Source organism: Dawidia cretensis (assembly GCF_018598175.1).
Classification (GTDB): Bacteria; Bacteroidota; Bacteroidia; order Cytophagales; family Cyclobacteriaceae; genus Ohtaekwangia; species Ohtaekwangia cretensis.
This window is the reverse complement of record NZ_JAHESE010000022.1, coordinates 103,145-122,959: the sequence shown is the minus strand read 5'-3', so window position 1 is coordinate 122,959 and position 19,815 is coordinate 103,145. Positions and strand designations below refer to the sequence as shown.

Annotated in this window: 20 protein-coding genes and 1 pseudogene; 14 read left to right on the top strand and 7 right to left on the bottom strand. The window is 53.1% G+C overall.

Going from position 1 to position 19,815, the window contains the following annotated elements; genetic code table 11:
- Together KK062_RS19635 and KK062_RS19630 are read right to left on the bottom strand one after the other, a co-directional pair.
- Nucleotides 1-357 (bottom strand): annotated as a pseudogene (locus KK062_RS19635) (Vi polysaccharide biosynthesis UDP-N-acetylglucosamine C-6 dehydrogenase TviB); the annotation flags it as partial.
- Between the two features lie 19 nt (nucleotides 358-376).
- Nucleotides 377-1,402, bottom strand: a complete 1,026-nt coding sequence (locus tag KK062_RS19630) for an NAD-dependent epimerase (protein WP_254086043.1) — start codon at nucleotides 1,400-1,402, stop codon at nucleotides 377-379.
- A gap of 84 nt (nucleotides 1,403-1,486) precedes the next feature.
- Between KK062_RS19630 and KK062_RS19625 the strand changes: the two genes are divergently transcribed.
- The 14 genes from KK062_RS19625 (at nucleotide 1,487) to fbaA (ending at nucleotide 16,045) form a co-directional block, all read left to right on the top strand.
- Complete coding sequence (locus KK062_RS19625; RefSeq protein ID WP_254086042.1) at nucleotides 1,487-2,299, top strand: Wzz/FepE/Etk N-terminal domain-containing protein; 813 nt, start codon at nucleotides 1,487-1,489, stop codon at nucleotides 2,297-2,299.
- A gap of 6 nt (nucleotides 2,300-2,305) precedes the next feature.
- On the top strand, nucleotides 2,306-2,962 hold the full coding sequence (locus KK062_RS19620; RefSeq protein ID WP_254086041.1) for a heme exporter protein CcmB: 657 nt from the start codon (nucleotides 2,306-2,308) through the stop codon (nucleotides 2,960-2,962).
- A gap of 20 nt (nucleotides 2,963-2,982) precedes the next feature.
- Nucleotides 2,983-3,654, top strand: a complete 672-nt coding sequence (gene ccsA, locus KK062_RS19615; protein WP_254086040.1) for a cytochrome c biogenesis protein CcsA — start codon at nucleotides 2,983-2,985, stop codon at nucleotides 3,652-3,654.
- Nucleotides 3,644-3,865, top strand: a complete 222-nt coding sequence (locus tag KK062_RS19610; protein ID WP_254086039.1) for a CcmD family protein — start codon at nucleotides 3,644-3,646, stop codon at nucleotides 3,863-3,865. Before ccsA (KK062_RS19615) ends, KK062_RS19610 begins: the two co-directional genes overlap by 11 nt.
- Nucleotides 3,866-3,974: 109 nt before the next feature.
- Nucleotides 3,975-4,379 (top strand): cytochrome c maturation protein CcmE domain-containing protein, encoded by a 405-nt coding sequence (locus KK062_RS19605; RefSeq protein WP_254086038.1) that lies wholly within the window; start codon nucleotides 3,975-3,977, stop codon nucleotides 4,377-4,379.
- Between the two features lie 72 nt (nucleotides 4,380-4,451).
- Entirely contained in the window at nucleotides 4,452-6,986 is a 2,535-nt protein-coding gene (gene ccsA, locus KK062_RS19600) for a cytochrome c biogenesis protein CcsA (protein ID WP_254086037.1), read from the top strand.
- Nucleotides 6,987-7,074: 88 nt separating this feature from the next.
- Nucleotides 7,075-8,400 carry a sensor histidine kinase gene (locus tag KK062_RS19595; protein ID WP_254086036.1) on the top strand — a complete coding sequence of 442 codons (1,326 nt, stop codon included), beginning with the start codon at nucleotides 7,075-7,077 and terminating at the stop codon, nucleotides 8,398-8,400.
- Nucleotides 8,397-8,765, top strand: coding sequence for a response regulator (locus KK062_RS19590; RefSeq protein WP_254086035.1), 369 nt, complete (start codon nucleotides 8,397-8,399; stop codon nucleotides 8,763-8,765). Before KK062_RS19595 ends, KK062_RS19590 begins: the two co-directional genes overlap by 4 nt.
- Before the next feature lie 87 nt (nucleotides 8,766-8,852).
- A complete protein-coding gene (locus KK062_RS19585) occupies nucleotides 8,853-10,085 on the top strand; it encodes a replication-associated recombination protein A (RefSeq protein ID WP_254086046.1) in 1,233 nt (410 codons plus the stop codon).
- Nucleotides 10,086-10,100: 15 nt separating this feature from the next.
- Nucleotides 10,101-12,179 carry a hypothetical protein gene (locus KK062_RS19580; protein ID WP_254086034.1) on the top strand — a complete coding sequence of 693 codons (2,079 nt, stop codon included), beginning with the start codon at nucleotides 10,101-10,103 and terminating at the stop codon, nucleotides 12,177-12,179.
- Nucleotides 12,180-12,246: 67 nt separating this feature from the next.
- Complete coding sequence (locus KK062_RS19575; protein WP_254086033.1) at nucleotides 12,247-12,696, top strand: heme-binding domain-containing protein; 450 nt, start codon at nucleotides 12,247-12,249, stop codon at nucleotides 12,694-12,696.
- Between the two features lie 151 nt (nucleotides 12,697-12,847).
- Nucleotides 12,848-13,696 (top strand): KPN_02809 family neutral zinc metallopeptidase, encoded by an 849-nt coding sequence (gene ypfJ, locus KK062_RS19570; RefSeq protein ID WP_254086032.1) that lies wholly within the window; start codon nucleotides 12,848-12,850, stop codon nucleotides 13,694-13,696.
- A gap of 84 nt (nucleotides 13,697-13,780) precedes the next feature.
- Nucleotides 13,781-14,806 carry an LLM class flavin-dependent oxidoreductase gene (locus KK062_RS19565; RefSeq protein WP_254086031.1) on the top strand — a complete coding sequence of 342 codons (1,026 nt, stop codon included), beginning with the start codon at nucleotides 13,781-13,783 and terminating at the stop codon, nucleotides 14,804-14,806.
- A 177-nt stretch (nucleotides 14,807-14,983) separates the two neighbouring features.
- Nucleotides 14,984-16,045, top strand: coding sequence for a class II fructose-bisphosphate aldolase (gene fbaA, locus KK062_RS19560; protein ID WP_254086030.1), 1,062 nt, complete (start codon nucleotides 14,984-14,986; stop codon nucleotides 16,043-16,045).
- A gap of 71 nt (nucleotides 16,046-16,116) precedes the next feature.
- Here fbaA and KK062_RS19555 read toward each other — a convergent pair whose 3' ends face one another.
- From KK062_RS19555 to KK062_RS19535, 5 genes are all read right to left on the bottom strand, one after another.
- Nucleotides 16,117-16,608, bottom strand: coding sequence for an RlpA-like double-psi beta-barrel domain-containing protein (locus KK062_RS19555; protein ID WP_254086029.1), 492 nt, complete (start codon nucleotides 16,606-16,608; stop codon nucleotides 16,117-16,119).
- Between the two features lie 322 nt (nucleotides 16,609-16,930).
- Nucleotides 16,931-18,148, bottom strand: coding sequence for a DUF3570 domain-containing protein (locus tag KK062_RS19550; RefSeq protein ID WP_254086028.1), 1,218 nt, complete (start codon nucleotides 18,146-18,148; stop codon nucleotides 16,931-16,933).
- 8 nt (nucleotides 18,149-18,156) lie between these two features.
- Nucleotides 18,157-18,366: a DUF4266 domain-containing protein gene (locus KK062_RS19545; RefSeq protein WP_254086027.1), complete on the bottom strand. Its 210-nt coding sequence runs from the start codon at nucleotides 18,364-18,366 to the stop codon at nucleotides 18,157-18,159.
- The gene (locus KK062_RS19540; RefSeq protein WP_254086026.1) at nucleotides 18,363-19,307 is read right to left on the bottom strand and encodes an FAD:protein FMN transferase; all 945 of its coding nucleotides are present in this window, start codon (nucleotides 19,305-19,307) and stop codon (nucleotides 18,363-18,365) included. The genes KK062_RS19545 and KK062_RS19540 overlap by 4 nt, the downstream gene beginning before the upstream one ends.
- Nucleotides 19,304-19,810, bottom strand: coding sequence for a thioredoxin family protein (locus KK062_RS19535; protein WP_254086025.1), 507 nt, complete (start codon nucleotides 19,808-19,810; stop codon nucleotides 19,304-19,306). Before KK062_RS19535 ends, KK062_RS19540 begins: the two co-directional genes overlap by 4 nt.
- Nucleotides 19,811-19,815 lie beyond the last annotated feature (5 nt).

The window sequence follows — 19,815 nt, the reverse complement described above, 5'->3', positions numbered from 1 at the left end:
GGGATATACAGTAGACTCGTAAATCACGATATCGCCTTTTTTCAACACGCTGCCAACGGTCTTGCTGGCGCTTTGCAACGGACGGAGGTCGGGTGTCTTAAACTCGTCTACCGGCGTGGGCACCGTGATAATGAAATAGTTGACGTCTTTCAGGTCGTTTGTCTCGGACGAGAAGGTGAGGCCCGCCGAGCTCTTCAGCTCTTCCGGTTCTACTTCCAGCGTGCGATCATGGCCCTTGCGCAGCTCGGCGATGCGGTCCTGATTGATATCAAAACCCACTACCTGCAACTTCTTGCCAAACTCTACAGCCAACGGTAATCCTACATAACCAAGCCCAATGATGCTGATCTTCTCCATGTCTTTTATTATAAGCCGATTACAGGCTGATTTTGTAATATTCTTTATACCAGTCGATGAATTTGCCAATGCCGTCTTCGATCGGGGTAGACGGTTTAAAATCTACGGCCCGCATCAGGTCGTCTACGTCGGCAAAGGTTGCCGGCACGTCGCCATCCTGGATCGGCATCAGGTTTTTGATCGCTTTCTTGCCTAATTTCTGTTCGATCACTTCAATGAAATACATCAGCTCCGTCGGGCGGTTATTGCCGATGTTGTAGATGCGGTAAGGAGCAAAGCTTGTCGCCGGGTCGGGCTGCATGCCGTTCCATTCCGGGTTAGGAGTAGGGATATGCGTTGTCAGGCGGCTGATGCTCTCCACGATGTCGTCCACGTACGTAAAGTCGCGGCGCATCTTGCCCTGGTTATACACGTCGATGGGCTTGCCTTCGATGATGGCTTTGGTAAAGATGAACAACGCCATGTCCGGACGGCCATACGGACCGTATACCGTAAAGAAGCGAAGACCAGTAGTGGGTAGGTTGAACAGCACCGAATAGGTGTGGGCCATAAGCTCGTTCGACTTTTTGGAAGCCGCATACAGCGAAATGGGGTGATCCACGTTGTCGTGTACCGAGAATGGCATCTTCGTGTTGGCGCCATAGACGGAGCTGGACGAAGCGTACACCAGGTGCTTGACCTGGTTGTGACGGCATGCCTCCAGGATATTCAGAAAACCGTGCAGATTGCTTTCCAGGTATGCGTGGGGATTCACCAGCGAATACCGTACACCGGCTTGTGCGGCCAGGTTGACGACATAGTCCGGTTTTTGCTCTGAAAAGATTTTATTAATGCCTTTTGCGTCGGCCAGCTCAGCTTGAATAAATGTAAAAGCAGGCAGTTTCTTGAGTATGTCAAGACGGGAATGCTTCAGGGTTACATCGTAATAATCGTTGACATTGTCAATCCCGATCACCTGGAAGCCCCGGTTTACAAGTTTTTGCGATAAGTGGAATCCAATAAATCCGGCTGCGCCTGTTACCAGTACCTTATGTGTAGACGTCATTAATTTTCGTTAAAACAGCGCCAAGGTAAGCGAATTTGAGGTAATATTAAAAATCTGCTAAACTTGCACCCTCATTACATCCCTATGGATAAAAACCTGTCTGACGAGATTGACCTGATGGAGCTTTTGGCCAAAGCTTATCGAAGCATAAAACGACACCTGGCGCTCTTCATTGCGCTGCCCCTGGCGGGCGCGGCCCTGGCACTACTCATCTCTTTTAATGCACAGGACAAATATTCGTCCAGCATGATGCTCTCCACCGACCTGATCAGTAAGAACGAGACGGAGTTTATCGTAAAGGAGCTCGAGGCGGCAGACTCTATTATGCCGGGACTCACGATCGAGGAGGCCAGGCGCCTCATAAACCTGAAGTTCACGGTGGACAGCAGGACCGAACGAATTCCGGTTCGCAACGAAGTCGTCATTGACCGGGAAGTGGTTTTTCTAAAGATCACAGCCGACGTGACAGACCCTTCCATCTTCCCGTCGCTGGAAAAGAAGTTGATGCGTTACATGAACTCCATCGACCCCGTCGTGCAAAACCGCAAGCGGCAGGAGGTCTTACATCAAAAAATGATTGCTAAGCTCGATTCGGAGATTGTCACGCTCGATGGCATCCGCCGGCAATCGGACAGCAGAGCCATGGCAGGGTACATCAACCCGGCGTCGCTGTTCTCCAAAACGGTAGAGCTATACGAAGACCGCACACAGCGTGAGCTTCGTTTACAAGACGTAGCCAACGTGCACCTGACCAAAGGTTTTGGCTCGCTCATGAAAGACTCCAGGCTGTCGCGCACCGTCACCTGCATCATGGGCATTATTGGCGGCTTTTTCCTGTTCGCGCTCATTATGTTTGTACAGTACTTCAATCAGTACAACCGCTCACTGAACGAATAAGCCGGCATGCTGCTGACACTCATACGAAAGGAATTTATGCTCGAGCTGCGCCGCAAGGCCGTGATCTCGGGCATAGGCCTGTACATGTTCAGTCTCATCTTTATTTGCTACCTCACCTTCAGCCTGCGGCAGAACTCCATCAACGAAGCCACCTGGTCGGCGCTGTTCTGGCTGGCCATTCTCTTCTCGGTCGTGAATAGCGTTGCCAAAAGCTTCATTGGCGAGAAGCGGGGCGTCTCCATCTACTATTACACATTGGCCAGTCCCTACGTTGTAATCCTCTCGAAGATTCTGTACAACACACTGCTCTGCCTGGTGCTCTCGCTTACGGGTTATGGGCTGTTTGCCCTGTTCATCGACAACCCGGTACAAGACACGCTCTACTTTTTACTGACGTTGGTATTGACGTCGATGGGGTTTTCCTCGGCGCTGACACTCATCTCGGGCATTGCCGCCAAGGCGAACAACAGCCACATCCTGATGGCCGTGCTCAGCTTTCCCGTGGTCATTGCCATCCTGCTGATGGCCATTCGCCTGACCAAAAACGTGCTGGACGGCATCGACCGCAGTGCCAGCCTGGACGAGCTGCTCAACCTGCTGGCAATTAATTGTATCCTCACCGCACTGGCGTATTTGCTCTTCCCGTATATTTGGCGCAGCTAACAGACCTTTGAAACGCGGGCATGAAGAATTGGGTTAAAATACTGGGAATCTGCTTATTGCTATATGTGCACACGGCAGGCCTCCTGGCCGAGGTTCCCCGGCTGAACATTCTGAACGAAACCGTCCGGGCCTTGTACTTCCACGTACCCATGTGGTTTGGCATGACCTTCTTATTTACCATGTCGGTCTACTATGCCGTCCGCTACCTGCGCAACCCCTCACCCGAGCTCGATCGCAAAGTGCTGGAATATGCCAACGTAGGCACCGTATTCGGCATATTGGGCATTTTCACCGGCATGCTGTGGGCCAACTACACGTGGGGCTCACCGTGGCACGGCGACCCCAAGCAAAACGGCGCCGCCATCGCCCTGCTGGTATACCTGGCCTACTTTGTACTCCGCGGCTCACTCGACAACCAGGAGCAGCGCGCCCGCCTCAGCGCTGTCTATAATATCTTTGCCTTTGCGGCCATGGTCCCGCTCATATTTGTGATCCCCCGCATGACAAGCTCCATGCACCCCGGCAGCGGTGGCAACCCCGGCTTTAACGCCTACGAGCTGGACTACCGCATGCGGATGGTCTTTTACCCCGCCGTGGCAGGCTGGATCCTGATTGGCCTCTGGATCACCTCCCTGCGCATCCGACTCAAAACCGTGGAAGAAACGATAATAGACATAGAAGATGAAAAATAAGCTCATGACCGCCCTCCTGTCTTTATTTACCATCCTGACGGCCCAGGCCCAGGCAGAGGTTGAGATGGCCGACACCATGCGGTCGGAAGGAAAGATCTATGTGGTCGTCGGCATTATTCTGATCGTACTCGTCGGCCTGATTGTATACCTCGTACTGATGGACCGCAAAGTATCGCGCCTCGAAAAGCAACTTTCTGATAGACAGCGCTAAAACCGCACAACATCGCTATTCCCCGACTGACTTTTTTCAGTTGAAATTCCCTTACATTCTAGGCTTTTGTGTCTAATTTTGCGCTGCCTTTGAAAGGGAGGAGGGAATTATGAAGAAATCGCACATTTTAATCATTGTGGTCATCGCCGTCGCCATCGGTATCATGGTAGGCACTGCCGGCGATGCCAGCACATACGTGAATTTCGACGAGGCGTACAAACTGGCATCCACCGGTAAGACAAAAGACATACACGTGGTCGGCCAGCTGAAAAAAGATGCCGGCGGTCACATCGTAGGCATTGAAGAAGGTGCTGACCGGGTATCGTTCTCGTTCGTCCTGGTAGACGATGCCGGCAAAGAACAACGCGTGGAATACAACGAGCCCATGCCGGCCGACATGCTTAAATCTGAAAAAGTGGTGATTGTCGGCAGTTATGCAGGCGAACGCTTTAAAGCCAGCAAGATCATTCTGAAATGCCCCTCCAAATACCAGGAGCAAAGTATCAATGCATAAGGGCACGCGGCATAGCTTCCGGTTGGGCCGCACTATTATTTTCTTTTTTTGTCAAATCGCTACGGCAATATCATGATGCACTATTGGGTTGGTAACCTCGGTCACTTCTTTGTCATTACGTCATTTGTCACGGCCATCGCCGCGGCCTTCTCCTACTTCCGCGCCGCGGGCATAGAAGATCTCCACAACAAAAACGCCTGGGTCATCAACGGCCGCATAGGCTACTACCTGCACGCCCTGGCCACCGTCGGCATTTGCGTGATGTTGTTTGTGATAATCTCCAGGCATTACTTTGAATACCACTACGCGTACAGCCACTCCGATAAAAAGCTGGCGACCGACTACCTCATCTCCACCTTCTGGAACGGGCAGGAAGGAAGCTTTCTGCTGTGGATGTTCTGGCAGGCGCTGCTCGGCATTATATTGATCCATACCAACAAATTCTGGGAAGCCCCCGTCATGACCGTGTTTGCACTCGTGCAGGCCTTCCTGGCGTCAATGATCCTCGGCGTCGTGCTGCCAGGCATCGCGGTAAAGATCGGTAGCTCGCCGTTTATTCTTCTGCGTGAAGTAATGCACGACGCGCCCATCTTTAAGACCAATCCCAACTTCATTCCCGAAGACGGCACCGGCCTCAACCCGCTGCTGCAAAACTACTGGATGGTCATTCACCCGCCCACCTTGTTCCTCGGTTTTGCCACGACGTTGGTGCCCTTCTCGTTTTGTATCGCCGGCCTGTGGTTTAAGAAATATCGCGAGTGGATTCGCCCCGCGCTGCCATGGACGTTGTTTAGCGCCGCCATACTCGGCCTTGGCATTCTAATGGGTGGCTACTGGGCCTATGAGACACTCAACTTCGGCGGCTATTGGAACTGGGACCCCGTGGAAAACGGAGTATATGTACCCTGGCTTGTGCTGGTCGGTTCTATCCATACCATGATCTCGTACAAGAATAGTGAGACCTCGCTAAAGGCTTCTGTCATACTGGTGATCGCGACGTTTGTCCTGATCTTATACTCTACCTTCCTGACGCGCAGTGGCGTGCTGGGCGACACGTCGGTACACTCTTTTACCGACCTGGGCCTGTCAGGCCAGTTGCTCACCTACCTGCTGTTCTTTGCCGTCGCGGCGATTGTGTTGGCCATTGTACGCTGGCGCGAAATACCGTCCAGCAAAGAAGAGGCAGCAGTATACTCCCGCGAGTTCTGGATCTTCATCGGTGTGATCACGCTATGCTTCATGGCCTTCCAGGTGTTGATCCCCACGTCGTTCCCGGTGTGGAATCAATTTGTTGGATTGTTCGGCATCAAATCTTCGCTGGCTCCTCCCGGCGATCAGATCGCCTTCTATTCTAAATTTCAGTTGTGGTTTGCGATCGTCATTGCCACCCTCTCGGGCGCCGTACAGTTTCTCTGGTGGAAAAAGATCGACCTGAAGACCTGGATGCAGCAGCTCTTTATACCTTTTGTGGTAGCGCTGCTGGCAACGCTCATCATTGTCAACGTCCGCAAGGTATTTGACATTCGGTACGTGCTGATGTTGCTGACGGGGTTGTTTACCATCTGTGCCAATACAAAAATTCTTATCCAGCTCCTCCGCACAAGTGCCGGTCTGTCGGGTGGCGCCGTGGCGCACATCGGCGTCGGCCTGATGCTGATCGGTGTCATGTTCTCGGCCGGCTACTCAAAAATTGTCTCCCTGAACAACACGGGCATGATGATCTCCAAAGATTTCAGCGACGAGTTTAACCGCGACAACCTCATTCTGTTTATCAATGAACCCCGCACCATGTGGGGCTACGACATCGAATACATGGGCGAGCGCCTATCACCGCGTTACCACGCTGGCTATGTACGCCGTAGCGATGTGGTCGAGACCCTGGACAAAGATTTGGTTATTACCAAAATTGCTCAGAACCTGGGTGGCATCGCGTATCAAGCCGGCGATACCATCGGCGTCAAAGGTGAAGATACCTACTACGAAATACAGCTTCGTAAAAACGGTAAGACCTATGCCCTCTATCCGCGGGCGCAGATCAATCAGGAGATGGGCGGCATGCTGGCATCACCCGACATCTACCGCACCGTCAGCGCCGATCTGTACACGCACGTGTCGTCGGTCATGAATACCACCGAAGAGAAGGAGTGGAGCCCGCTGCAAGAAGATACCGTTCGTCAGGGCCAGCAGTTTTTTGCCAACGACTATGTCACCGTACTCGAATCGGTCGAGCGGGTCCACACCGTAGAAGGTGTTACCCTCGGTGATGAGGACGTAGCCGTGAAGGCGCATATCAAAGTACAGGGCGAACGTGGCGTATATGTGGCCGAGCCGCTCTTTGTCATCAAAGACAAAATGGTGGGCCGCATCTCCGACGAAATCAACGACCTGGGCCTGCGCTTTACATTACTCAGCATCCACCCCGAGAACAACACCTTTACCGTGGGTGTCAACACCCGGCAAAAGGATTGGGTCATTATCAAAGCCATGGAGAAACCGTTCATCAACATCCTGTGGATCGGTACCCTCGTACTGATGTTCGGCTTTGGCATCGCCATGGTGCGTCGCTTCCGCGAGTTCATCAAGATGAGAGCGAAGGGCCAGGAGTAATCAGCATCGCAATACCGTACATGGCACCACTGTTACACCAGTGGTGTCAATGCTTTTATGTTAAGCTCCGTCCGCTTATATTGAACGCGTGAATTTGCTATGCGATTATTTCATCGGCGATAACCTACGCCGCGAACCTGACCTATTAAAGCAGGCAAGCATCCGGCTGGTGTATCACATCCTCATGGCCGCCATTATTTCGCTGGTATTTTTCTTTACCATCTACATCATCAAGCGGTACGATGCCCAGCTCATCAAGAACCTGATCATCTTCGCCCTGTTTATCGGCACACTTTTCTACATCAAGTATACCGGATCAATCCGGTTTGTATGTCATTTCCTCGTCATCGTTTCATGGTTGAACAACAACATCAACATCTACCTCTTCGATGATTTTAACTTCATTGTAGCGCTGTTGACCGTGGCAGATATCATCTTTGCCTTTCACACCTTGGGTAGTCGCGCGGGTTTGATCTACTCGCTGTTGCACTTTCTACCCATTTTGGCGCACTTCATGATCAGTCATGCGGGCATTCACCTGAATCCCGGGCCGCCGCAACAGCTGGCCTATACGGAAGGCATCCTTATGCTACTCCTCGTTTTCTTTATCATCGTCTACCTCATCTATCATTACCACCAGGCGTACGAGCTGGCGCGCCGCGCCATTTTACAGCATGTCGAGGATCTGGAAAAGGCACGCGCGATCGCCAACGCCATGAATAAGCTCAAGGCGAATTTCCTGTCCAACATGTCGCACGAGATCCGAACACCCATCAACGGCATTCTAGGCCTTAGCCAGGTGATCGCCCTCGAATCGAAGGAGGAAGACACCCGCAAGTATGTAGCGATGCAACAGCAAAGCGGCCGTCGCCTGCTCGACACCATGACGAGCATACTCGAGCTGTCGCGTCTCGAGGCCGAGCAGGAAGACCCCAAACGCAAGTCCGTAGCCGTTAACCCCCTGGTGGAACAATGCCTGGCCGCTGTCGAGGGACGCGCCCGCGAGAAAAGACTCGACATTACCTTCCGGCCCTGTCCCAACGCCCCGCAAGGACTATCAGACGAGCACATGCTGCGACAGGTCATTGCCCACGTCCTGGGCAATGCAGTAAAGTTTACCGACAAAGGCAGTATACTCGTAGAGACCCGCCTGGCGGAGGCCGACCCCGGCATGATCATGATTCGCGTAACCGATACCGGCATTGGCATCGCCCCCGAGTTTATGGCCCGCATGTACAAACCCTTCGAGCAGGAAAGCACCGGCCGCAGCCGCAGCCACGAAGGCACCGGATTAGGACTTGCCCTGGCGAAGAAGTACATTCAGTCACTGAAGGGCGAAATACGCGCCCAATCAGAAAAAGGCAAAGGCAGTGTATTTACCATCCTGCTACCCGCCCATACACCTGCACCATGAAACGCATCCTATACGTCGAAGACGACCTGATCAACGCGTTGGTCATGGAGAAACTTTTTAAAGAAACGTTTCAGATTACGCACGTGGAGAGCGGTGAACGTTGCCTGGAGACCCTCGCCCGGAAAAACTTCGACCTGATACTGATGGATATCAACCTGGGTCCCGGCCAGATGACCGGCGTCGACGCGCTGCGGGCCATCCGCAGCGAGCCCGCGACAGCCGGCATACCGGTGGTGGCGATAACCGCCTATGCCTTTGCCCACGACGAAGAACGGTTTCTGAAAGAGGGTTTTACCGGCTACATTCCCAAGCCCCTCGACTGGCGTACGTTGCCCGAAAAAATCGACCAATATTTTGCCCGGTAGTTTTACTTCCTGGGGGTTTTCGTAATTTCAAAGCTTTAGTGATAACCGATCGTGCTGTTGAATTCACGTCCCCCGTTGGCGGAGCGCATGCGCCCGGCAAAGCTCGATGAGCTGATAGGACAAGAACATCTTACAGGCCCGAATGGCGTCATCCGCCGGGCCATACAAATGGGGAGTATCCCCTCCATGATCTTCTGGGGTCCGCCCGGCGTCGGCAAGACCACCCTGGCCAACATCATTGCCCACGAAGTAAAGAAACCCTTTTATACCCTCAGCGCCATCAATGCCGGCGTCAAAGACGTACGCGACGTGATTGAAAAAGCCAAACACTCGCAGCGTTCCATCCTGTTCATCGACGAGATCCACCGTTTCAATAAAAGCCAGCAGGACGCCCTGCTCGGTGCCGTCGAGAAAGGAACGATCACATTGATCGGTGCCACCACCGAAAACCCTTCCTTTGAAGTAAACAACGCCTTGCTGTCGCGTTGTCAGGTATATACTTTACGCGCCCTGACGGAAGACAAGCTGCTGGAGCTTGTACACCAGGCCCTGACCCGCGACGAAGAGATCAGGACGCGCAACGTTGAAATACGCGAGCACCAGGCCCTGCTCAACATCAGCGGCGGCGATGGCCGCAAGCTCCTCAACCTGGTCGAGCTTATTACAGATGCCGTGCCCGGCGATATCGTCATCACCGACGAGCTGGTGATGGACCTGGCGCAGAAACACATCGCCATCTACGACAAGAACGGCGAGGCGCACTACGACATCATCTCCGCCTTTATCAAATCTATCCGTGGCAGCGATCCCAATGCCGCCTTGTATTACCTGGCGCGCATGGTAGAAGGCGGCGAAGATGTAAAGTTCATCGCCCGCCGATTAGTCATACTGTCGTCGGAAGATATAGGCAACGCAAACCCGACAGCGCTTATTCTGGCCACCAATACCTTTCAGGCCGTGAACATCATTGGCTACCCGGAGGCGCGCATCATTCTGGCACAATGTGTAGTATACCTGGCCAGCTCGCCCAAGAGCAACGCAAGCTATATGGGCATTGGCAAAGCGCTCCAGGTGGTGGCCGAGACCGGCGACCTGCCCGTGCCGCTGCAGATTCGCAATGCGCCCACCAGGCTCATGAAAAACATGGACTACGGCAAAGGCTACCAATACGCGCACGACTTTGAAAACAACTTCGTCTCCATGGAGTTTTTGCCCGACAAGATCAAAGGCACGAAGTTCTACGAACCAGGCAACAACCCACGCGAAGAAGAGCTGCGCAAGTACCTGCGTAACCTGTGGAAAGATAAATATCGATACTAACCCCGGCCGGCCGCCATGCAACAGATACTCTTCGACTCATCGCCCGCTTACCTGCTACTGTGCCTCGTACTGGCCGCAGCGCTGGCGTACCTTATGTATCGCGCCAGCCACCCGTGGAGCAAAACGTGGAACCGCATCCTGCTCGGCCTGCGCGCGCTGCTGCTCTTCCTGCTGCTCTTCCTGCTGCTGGGACCGATCATACGGCAGATCAACAACCTGTTCGAGAAGCCCGTGTTCGTCATGTTATATGACGACTCTGCCTCGGTGCGGGAAGCAACCGACTCTACCGTATTGCGCAACGTAGAACAAAAATTGCAAGCCACGCAGCAAGCGCTCGAAGAACAGGGCTACCAGGTAGTACGCACCGGCCTGGCCGGTACGCCCCTTGACAACGTGGCGTATACCGCGCCGACCACCGACCTGACGGGCGCATTAAAGAAAGTAGCCAACCGCTATGAAGGGAAAAAGATTGCCGGCGTACTGCTGGCCTCCGATGGGATCTATAACACGGGGCTTTCGCCGCTCTACGCAGCCTACGGCTTTCCCGTCCATACACTGGGCGTGGGTGATACGCTGCAGCGCATGGACATTGCCATCAAGAACGTGGCCTATAACAAAATTGCCTACCAGGGCAACCAGTTCCCCGTGCGGGTGGAAGTCATGGCGCGCAACGCAGGCAATCGCCCGGTGCAAGTGTCGCTGCAGCAACGCGGCCGGGTGTTGTCGCAGCAAACCAAATCCGCCAACGGCGATCAGCTATTGGTATACGACTTTCTCGCCGCCGCCAACGACCAGGGTATCCAAAAGCTCGACGTAGAAGTAACCGTCCTGCCCGGCGAGTTCAACACGCGTAACAACCGCGCATCGATCTTTGTGGAGGTAGTAGAAGGCAAGAAAAAGATATTGGTTGTTGCCCCCGCCCCACACCCTGACTTGAAAGCGCTGCGCGAAGTAATCGAGCAGAACGCCAACTACGAATATGTATTGCACATACCCGGCCTCGATGAACAACCGGCCAGTGTATTGCAATCAGATCAAACAGACCTCGTCATCTTCCACCAGGCACCCGACCTGCGCGGCACCACCCGCGAGCTCTTCCTGCGCTTGCTGAAGACGAAAGCCTCGGTCTTCCTCATCCTCGGTGAGCTGTCGGATCTGCGCCTGATCGCGCAGCAGAACATGCCGCTGAAGCTCGACGGCATGCCCCGCGAGTTCGACGACGTAACGCCTGTAGTCAATCCCGCCTTTCCAAACTTTGAGCTGTCGGCCAGTGCCACGTCGCTGCTGACAGACTATCCGCCGCTGTCGGTACACTTCGGCAAGATCAACGTGCCGTTGCAAGCGGCACCGTTGTTATACCAACGCATCGGCAACCTGGCCACGCAAAAACCGCTGCTGGCGGTAAGTGTACAAGATGCACGTAAGACCGGTATATTGTTGGGCGCCGGCATCTGGCGCTGGCGCCTGAACGAGTTTGACCGCACGGAACATACCGAAGCCTTTGACGAGCTGTTTGGCAAGCTGATCCAATTCCTCAGCACCACGGACGACAAACGCAAGTTCCGCAGCTATCCGCTGCAGCAAGAGTTTTCCGATACGGAAGCCGTGGTCTTTGAAAGCCAGGTATACAACGATCTCTTTGAACCGGTCTATGGTAACACCATCGCCTTGTCATTGACCGATGAAAAAGGCAAGAAGTATGATTACTCGTATGTACTTAGCCAGGGCAACAGCCAGTATTCCATCGGCGGATTGAAAGAAGGAGTATACCGGTATAGCGCGCGCACCACGGTCAATCAAAAGGCAGAAGAAGTACGCGGCGAGTTTGCCGTCGTGCACCGCCAAACTGAGCTGCAAAACCTGACGGCCGACTTCGACCTGCTCCGCCGCATCTCGGCCAATAGCGGGGGCACATTCTACAACGTCGCCCAACTGGACAAACTACAAGCCGACCTACGCAAGACCGAGGCCACAAGTGTGATCCACACCGAAGAATCGTTCGAGTCGCTGGTCAACCTCAAGTGGGTATTCTTTGTGCTGCTGGTGCTGGTGACCGTCGAGTGGTTCTCACGTCGCTACTGGGGCAGCTATTAAGGCATGCCTGCCGGCGGGTCTTTCGTATCTCCCAAACTGTTCGTATTTTAGAATTACCAACCTTCCCATGAGTACAAGAAAGAAAATTCTACTGGCAGTGGTGGCCATCCTGGTGATCATGCAATTTATCCAACCCTCCAAAAATATTGCTCTTCCGCTGATCACGGACGACGACATTTCGAAGAAGTACGCCATACCCGAGGATGTCCACCAGATCCTGATAAAAAAATGCTACGACTGCCACAGCAACAACACCGCATACCCGTGGTACTACAACATTCAGCCGATAGCCTGGTGGATGGCGCACCACATCGAAGAAGGCAAAGAAGAGCTAAACTTCTCCACCTTTAAAACATATCCTGACAAGAAAGCAGCCCACAAGCTCGAAGAACTAGGCGAAGCCGTAAACGAAGGCTGGATGCCCCTGGACTCCTACCTTTGGATCCACCACGAAGCCGAAATCACAGAAGCCGACCGCACCGCTATAAATGCGTGGTTAAAGACGCTGCCAAAGTAACAACTGGTTCAAGTCTTCCGACCGAAGGGAGGCGACTTGCGTTAAGTCCCGATCTTATCGGGGGACCTGACCCTAATGCCAGTCTTTAGACTGGCGAGAGCCTGCACGTAAGGCCCAATATTTTATAGTAAAACTCTAAACAACTACAGATATGCGCTGGACAGGCAGAAGACAAAGCTCAAACGTAGAAGACCGTCGCGGTAGCGGCGGTGGCGGCATGCTCAAAGGCGGCCTCGGCATTGGCGGAATTCTGATCGTCGTGGTCATTAGCCTGGTAATGAAAAAGAACCCCCTGGAGGTTCTCCAACAGACCGGCGTTGGCACCGGCGGCACGACCACCGAAGAACGTGCCCCTCTCACTGCCGAGGAAGAAAAGATGGGCCAGTTTGTCGCCACGGTGCTGGCCGACACCGAAGACGTCTGGCACAAGCTCAAGAGCGACTACCGCGAGCCCACCCTCGTACTCTTTACCGACCAGGTAGCCTCCGGCTGTGGCAACGCCAGTTCCGCAACCGGCCCGTTCTATTGCTCGGCCGACGAGAAACTATACATCGACCTCAGCTTCTATGAAGACCTCCGCTCGCGCTTCCAGGCCCCCGGCGACTTTGCACAAGCCTATGTCATTGCGCACGAAGTAGGCCACCACATACAACACCTCATGGGCACAACCGACCGCGTACACAGCATGCGTGGCCAGGTCAGCGAAGCAGAGTATAACAAACAATCCGTACGCCTCGAGCTGCAAGCCGACTTCTTTGCAGGCGTATGGGCACACCACGCCCAGAAGATGCAGAATATACTCGAAGCGGGTGACATCGAAGAAGCGCTCGGCGCCGCTTCAGCCATCGGTGACGATCGCCTGCAGAAACAAGCCACCGGTGAGGTCGTACCCGACTCGTTCACCCACGGCACGTCGGCGCAACGCGTACGCTGGTTCAAAAAGGGCTTTGAAACGGGTGACATCAGTCAAGGGGACACCTTCAGTACCGACGACCTCTAAAAAATCACGCAGTAAAAAGTAGCGAATCCCCGCACTTGTTTGCCGTAGGTGCTGTTGTCAACACCAGACGACAATCCAATCGGTATGCAATTGAAATTAAGTGTGCTGGATCAGACACCCATCCGGCGGGGAAGCACGGCCGTAGAGGCCTTACAGGAAAGCGTAGCCCTGGCACGCCTGGCCGACAAGCTGGGCTATACACGCTATTGGCTATCCGAACACCACAACATCACCACGCTGGCCGGCGCCGCGCCTGAAGTCCTGATCGCACGACTTGCTGCCGAGACCAAACACATACGCTTTGGCTCCGGCGGCATCATGCTGCCGAACCATAGCACATTAAAAGTAGCCGAGAACTTTCGCTTGCTCGAAGCCCTCTACCCGGGGCGCATCGACCTGGGCATCGGCCGCGCCCCGGGTGGCGACCGCCTGACGGCCTCCTTGCTGAATCCCTCCAACACATTTGATCCGCAGGAATATTTAACCCAGATCATCGACCTCAAAGCATTTCTTTCCGAAGATGTCCGGCCCGGCACCGTACACGAAAAAGTAAAAGCCATTCCCCGCGTAGAGACCATACCCGACTTGTGGATGCTCACGTCGAGTGGCGAGAGTGCCTACCTGGCTGCCCATTTTGGTATGTCGCTATCGTTTGCACAGTTTATAAATCCCGTTGGTGGACCGGAAGCCGTTGCTGCTTATCGCAAATTATTTAAAGGTGACGGGTCACAAACGCCGCAGGCGTCCGTCAGCATCTTTGCTTTCTGTGGTGACACAGAGGAAAAAGCAGCGCAAGTACAAGCGGTAATGGACTATCGCTTGTTGAGTATCGAACGCGGAAAGATAGACGAGGCACCTTCGTACGAAGCGATCAAAGACTATGAGTATAGCCGTGAAGAGTGGGCCAGGGTGCAATACAATCGTATGCGGACGGTAACCGGTACGCCTGACGTGGTAAAAGAAAAGATCACGAAGCTCGCGGAGCAGTTTGCAGTAGACGAAGTAATGATAGCTACATTTGCCGACCATCACGAAGATCGTCTGCGCTCGTACACTTTATTAGCAGAGCAATTTTCACTCGTGCCGGCGCCAGAAGCTATTATGCGTTAGTTAGGCACAGCGTGATTTAAATTATATTGTCGTCGCACACGGTATATATTTGGTTTTCGCGGGGTGCGACTACGTAATTCATGTGTGAATTTCCCCTTCTTTAAAATTTTCTGATACTTTTGTAGGCCGCCACGGGAAACCAACGCTGGAAATTTTTACTAAACATACCATAACACTATGTCGACCGTACTTGGATACTCACAGGCAAAGATCGTATTCGATCATGCCAAGGCCAATCAGTATGCACTACCCGCCATCAACATTTCGAACTCCAACACCATCAACGCCAGCCTGGAAACGGCTAAGAGTGTAGGTTCACCTGTTATTATTCAATTCTCGAACGGCGGCTCGTCGTTCTACGCCGGCAAGTCATTGCCGAACAAGCAGCAAGAAGCTTCCATCCTGGGTGCTATCGCGGCTGCAAAATACGTACACGAAGTGAGCGATGCTTACGGCGTGCCGGTGCTGCTCAACACCGACCACGCTGCAAAGAAGCTCATTCCGTGGGTTGACGGCATGCTGGCAGAAGGCGAAAAATTCTTCAAACAAACCGGAAAGCCTCTATTTTCATCGCACATGCTCGACCTGTCGGAAGAGCCGCTGAAAGAAAACATCGAGACCAGCAAACGCTACCTCGAAAAAATGACCAAGCTCAACATGTTCCTCGAGATCGAGCTTGGCGTAACCGGTGGTGAAGAAGACGGCGTGGACAACTCGCACGTAGAAGCCTCCAAGCTGTACACACAGCCTGAAGAAGTAGCCTATGCGTACGAAGAGCTGTCAAAAATAAGCCCGAACTTCGTGATCGCGGCATCGTTCGGCAACGTGCACGGTGTATACAAGCCCGGTAACGTAAAGCTGGATCCTACTATTTTGCGCAACTCACAGGACTTCATCCAGAAGAAATTCAGCACGGGCAAGAACCCTGTAAACTTCGTGTTCCACGGCGGTTCAGGTTCTGAAGCAGAGAAAATCCAGGAAGCAATCGGCTACGGTGTCATTAAGATGAACATCGACACAGATTTGCAGTGGGCATTCTGGGACGGTATTCTGAAGTACTACAAAAAGAACGGCGACTATCTGCAAGGACAGCTCGGCAACCCGTCAGGCATCGATGCCCCGAATAAAAAGTACTACGATCCGCGCGTATGGTTGCGCGATGGCGAAACTACCTTCAAAGAACGCCTGACACAGGCCTTCCAGGAGCTCAATGCCCTGAATCGCAACGTGCCGCTCTAACAGCAGGCATAAAAAAATATACGGTAAGTCCACGGCCGCGTTTAACGCATAAGCCGTGGACTTTTTTGATGTTAGCTGTTTACGTCCGGGGCGCTGTTAATGATGTACTCATCCTGGCGCGTTATAGTGACGTTCTTCCATTTTCCGAGCTTACGTACCCGGCCGTCAAATAACAGGTCTCCTGCGCTCTTAAAGCGCTTATTCAGGTTATCCTGGATCACCCAAAGGCCGTCGATCTCGGGGTCTCCCGACTGCAACCGTACGGTATCACCATAGTGGAACTTGCCTTTCCAGCGTTTTAACAGGTCTCTTGACAGGGCCATCCAGCGAATTTCTTGCTTTAACAGCTTATCCGTGTCAATTCGTGCGTTGCTAGCCGTAATCAGGGGTGTTCTGTCACACTGACGTTTCTCCGGATTGTACACGGTTAGTGTTTCCAGCGTCACAGTTACCTCGTTATGGCCCAATAAAGTGGTTTTATGGCTGATACCCTTTGTGTATGAGCCGATTATCGGCATCATCATGAAAGCAACCAAAAACACAACAATTTTTGAAATTTTCATACTTAGACGTTTTCAAACATTCACGGGCTACTGAGAAACTTCCATGCCAAAAAATGTCATTTCACCCGTTATTAATACCCGATATATCAGGTAAACGGTTGAATTGTACGTTTTGCCACAAAAAAAGTTACATTTTGGCAAAAAACTGACATGTGGAAACGGCCAAAATGGCTGTAGAAAAACCTGACAGAATGGGGAGTTCTATCCTCATCAAAATGTCAGTAAAACACCGCAACGCCACCGCAACTAGCCGTTTTAGCGCCCGGTCTGACATAAACTATACCTATAGTATGTATATAAAAATATTTATACAGGCAGGTGGTTACCTTTCAGACAACGGATGTGTCTTTTCACGCTCGACAGTATAATTAAAAAATACCGTGATCATGTGTGCCTGCATACCATCGGTGCGATGGTACAGCGCATACCGCATTTCAATGTCATTAAACGTAATGGCTTTACCGCGTGTAAACGGCGCATAGCGAATACCTACACCCGGCTTGATACTTTCGAACGAAGAAAGATCATAGTCAGAAGTATAGTATGACTCCGAGACATCGTGTTTATTATAGGGCTTGAAGTAATCGGCACCTCGTTGTGTATAAAGTCGAATGAACGGTGTAATCGTAAATACGCGACTGATCTTCACCGCCGACTCCACATTCAACGCATGCGCGACAATGCCGAAGTCGTCGTAAAAGTAACGGTACGATGTGCGCAGCACCCACCGGCTGCCCAGGAAGGTATTTAACTGCAGGCCTACCGGTATTTTCAGCCGGCCGCTGGGAAGCTTTTCGATGCCCTTCGAACCATCGGTAAAATAAATGCGGTGAAACGGTGTCGAGAGTAATCCCTGCTGATACGTAATACCCGGATAGAGGCCCAACGTCATGCGCCGGTTAATAGTCTGTAGAAAACCCGCTTCGATGTTAATGGAATTACGCCGGTATTCATCAAACCAGTTTTTATACCGAAGCTCTTCCGGATATACCAGTTTCTGCGGATGGCCATTCTCCAAACGCCCCCAACGCAAGTCATCGAAGTATGCCTGCACCGCGAGCGACACCTCGCGCTGCTGCGATGGGTTGGTATAATTCCACGAAAGCCCACCGCCAATCGAAAGATAATCCGACTCGATGGAAAATGAAGCCGTCGCGCCTACATTCATACCCTGCGCGGATAACAACCGGCTGTAGCCTATACGGGCGTGACTGCGGGCATCAACCTTCGACGCCGACGACATCTCAAAGTCGATGCGATCGGTAGACGCCGAGCTGATCACATCCACACCGCCATCGAGGTGGAATGTATTGATGGAATCCTTGTTCACATCGATGGATACCTGGCTGGTATAAACTTGCAGGTCTTCCGTGCCTTGCCCACCCGTCACGGCCGAGTGGTCGTTGTCTTGTGTATAAAAAGAAAACAGCGCCTGCACATCGGTACGCGCAATACGCTTCTTTGCATAAGGCGTTGTTTGCTGGCCGAAGGAAGTAATGGTTGCTGCCAGAAGGGCTGCGGTGAGGTAACGTTTCTTCAAAGTCCTGGTTAGTTACATCCACATCCCCCACTGTTCTTGGTGCTGCCGCCGCCGGTAGCACCCTCACGGTATGCCTGCACGTTTTCCTCCATGCCGCGCGCACCCGGCTGGCCCGGTTGCATCTCGTGATCGTTCAGGTAAGCGCGCTGGTAAGGCTTCACACTTTCGCAGGCCAACAGCGTAACGCCGAGCGACAGACAGTAGAGTAAACGTTTCATGTGGCAGAGTTCAAAGTTATGGATAGGTGACGCGATGTGTGCAGACGGTTCTGGTCGTCAATGATCAGGCAATGTGTGTTGGGCAGTTGATTGATGAAGTGTACCCCTACCGATGGGCCCATGACGGTAATGGCAGTAGCCAACGCATCTGAAAGCTCGGCACTCGGGCTCACCACCGTCGCGCTTTTTATTCCCTGCACGGGCAAGCCCGTCTTCGGGTCAATGTTGTGCGAATACCGCACGCCATTCAGCTCAAAATATTGTTCGTAGTTGCCCGACGTTGCCACCGATGCCTGATGCACCGGTATCCAGGCAATAACACGGTCAGGTGCATTTGGATCGGCAATGCCCACCTTCCAGGGTGTGCCATCGGGACGCGTGCCCCACGCCGTCAGGTCGCCGCTGGCGTTGATCACACCACTGCGTATACCTTTCTGTTGCAGCACGTTCTTCACCTTGTCGGCCGCATAACCCTTGCCAATCGCCCCAAACCCCACGTGCATGCCCGGCATCGACAAATATACCTGCCCCGGCGCTGTCAACACGATCTTGTCCCACCCCACACGTTGCAGCGCAGCATCGATCGCTGCGCGACTGGGTAGCGTGGCGGGTTTGTTTCGAAAGTCATATAGCTTTTTTAATACCCCGGCCGTGATGTCAAAGGCGCCTTGCGTCAACCGTGCAATCTCGCGGCTGCGGTGGAGGATGGCGTATACTTCCGGATCTACTTCCACGGCATGGATACCGGCTGCGCGGTTCAGCTGGGCGGTTTGAGAGGTGTCCGAGAACTCCGTCAGCAGAGCCTCCATACGCCGCACCTCCGCGATCGCGGTGCCGATATGATCTTCGGGGTCGCTTGCCTCTGTCACCGTGACGAACTCGAAGGCAGAACCCATCAACCGGGCTTGCTTACGATGCTCCGTTAACGGCGCCACCATCATGGCAACAACAACGGTTTGATCTCGTCGATAAACTGCGCCGGCGACTCGTTGTGATAGTTCAATATCTTCACAACGTTACCGTTGTCGCGCAGCACCAGAATGTAGGGAAAGATGCCCGTGGGATTATACTTCTCGGCCAGCGCTTCGTTTTGTTTCCGGAGCGAATCCGGTTGGCGCGTACGCTGCGGGAAATCGGCCTTTAACAAGACCAGGTTGGCACCGGCAAACTCCTGGAAAGAATGCTCGGCCAGAATCTTTTTTTCAAAATGAATGCAGGGCGCACACCAGTCCGAGCCGGCAAAGACCAGCAACACCGGCCGGTGATGCTCGGCCGCTTGCTGAAAAGCTTCGTCCGCGTTTTCCTGCTGCGCCCATACAGCCAGGCTCGAAAGGGCGAAGCAGAGTGTCAGAACAAAAGGCAATCGGAAGCGTGTCAAGGGCATGTATTCGTTGCGGTAAACATAACGATTTTGGAGGGTAAAATGTTTCTTGACAAAAATCATAACAT

Excerpts from the sequence above, each read along its gene's own strand:
- KK062_RS19580 (WP_254086034.1), top strand. The coding sequence starts at position 10,101 with ATGCAACAGATACTCTTCGACTCATCGCCCGCTTACCTGCTACTGTGC.
- KK062_RS19630 (WP_254086043.1), bottom strand. The coding sequence starts at position 1,402 with ATGACGTCTACACATAAGGTACTGGTAACAGGCGCAGCCGGATTTATT.
- ypfJ (WP_254086032.1), top strand. The coding sequence starts at position 12,848 with ATGCGCTGGACAGGCAGAAGACAAAGCTCAAACGTAGAAGACCGTCGC.
- KK062_RS19590 (WP_254086035.1), top strand. The coding sequence starts at position 8,397 with ATGAAACGCATCCTATACGTCGAAGACGACCTGATCAACGCGTTGGTC.
- KK062_RS19535 (WP_254086025.1), bottom strand. The coding sequence starts at position 19,810 with ATGATTTTTGTCAAGAAACATTTTACCCTCCAAAATCGTTATGTTTAC.
- KK062_RS19605 (WP_254086038.1), top strand. The coding sequence starts at position 3,975 with ATGAAGAAATCGCACATTTTAATCATTGTGGTCATCGCCGTCGCCATC.
- fbaA (WP_254086030.1), top strand. The coding sequence starts at position 14,984 with ATGTCGACCGTACTTGGATACTCACAGGCAAAGATCGTATTCGATCAT.
- KK062_RS19575 (WP_254086033.1), top strand. The coding sequence starts at position 12,247 with ATGAGTACAAGAAAGAAAATTCTACTGGCAGTGGTGGCCATCCTGGTG.
- KK062_RS19625 (WP_254086042.1), top strand. The coding sequence starts at position 1,487 with ATGGATAAAAACCTGTCTGACGAGATTGACCTGATGGAGCTTTTGGCC.
- KK062_RS19585 (WP_254086046.1), top strand. The coding sequence starts at position 8,853 with ATGCGCCCGGCAAAGCTCGATGAGCTGATAGGACAAGAACATCTTACA.
- KK062_RS19610 (WP_254086039.1), top strand. The coding sequence starts at position 3,644 with ATGAAAAATAAGCTCATGACCGCCCTCCTGTCTTTATTTACCATCCTG.
- KK062_RS19555 (WP_254086029.1), bottom strand. The coding sequence starts at position 16,608 with ATGAAAATTTCAAAAATTGTTGTGTTTTTGGTTGCTTTCATGATGATG.
- ccsA (WP_254086040.1), top strand. The coding sequence starts at position 2,983 with ATGAAGAATTGGGTTAAAATACTGGGAATCTGCTTATTGCTATATGTG.
- KK062_RS19620 (WP_254086041.1), top strand. The coding sequence starts at position 2,306 with ATGCTGCTGACACTCATACGAAAGGAATTTATGCTCGAGCTGCGCCGC.
- KK062_RS19540 (WP_254086026.1), bottom strand. The coding sequence starts at position 19,307 with ATGATGGTGGCGCCGTTAACGGAGCATCGTAAGCAAGCCCGGTTGATG.
- KK062_RS19545 (WP_254086027.1), bottom strand. The coding sequence starts at position 18,366 with ATGAAACGTTTACTCTACTGTCTGTCGCTCGGCGTTACGCTGTTGGCC.
- ccsA (WP_254086037.1), top strand. The coding sequence starts at position 4,452 with ATGATGCACTATTGGGTTGGTAACCTCGGTCACTTCTTTGTCATTACG.
- KK062_RS19565 (WP_254086031.1), top strand. The coding sequence starts at position 13,781 with ATGCAATTGAAATTAAGTGTGCTGGATCAGACACCCATCCGGCGGGGA.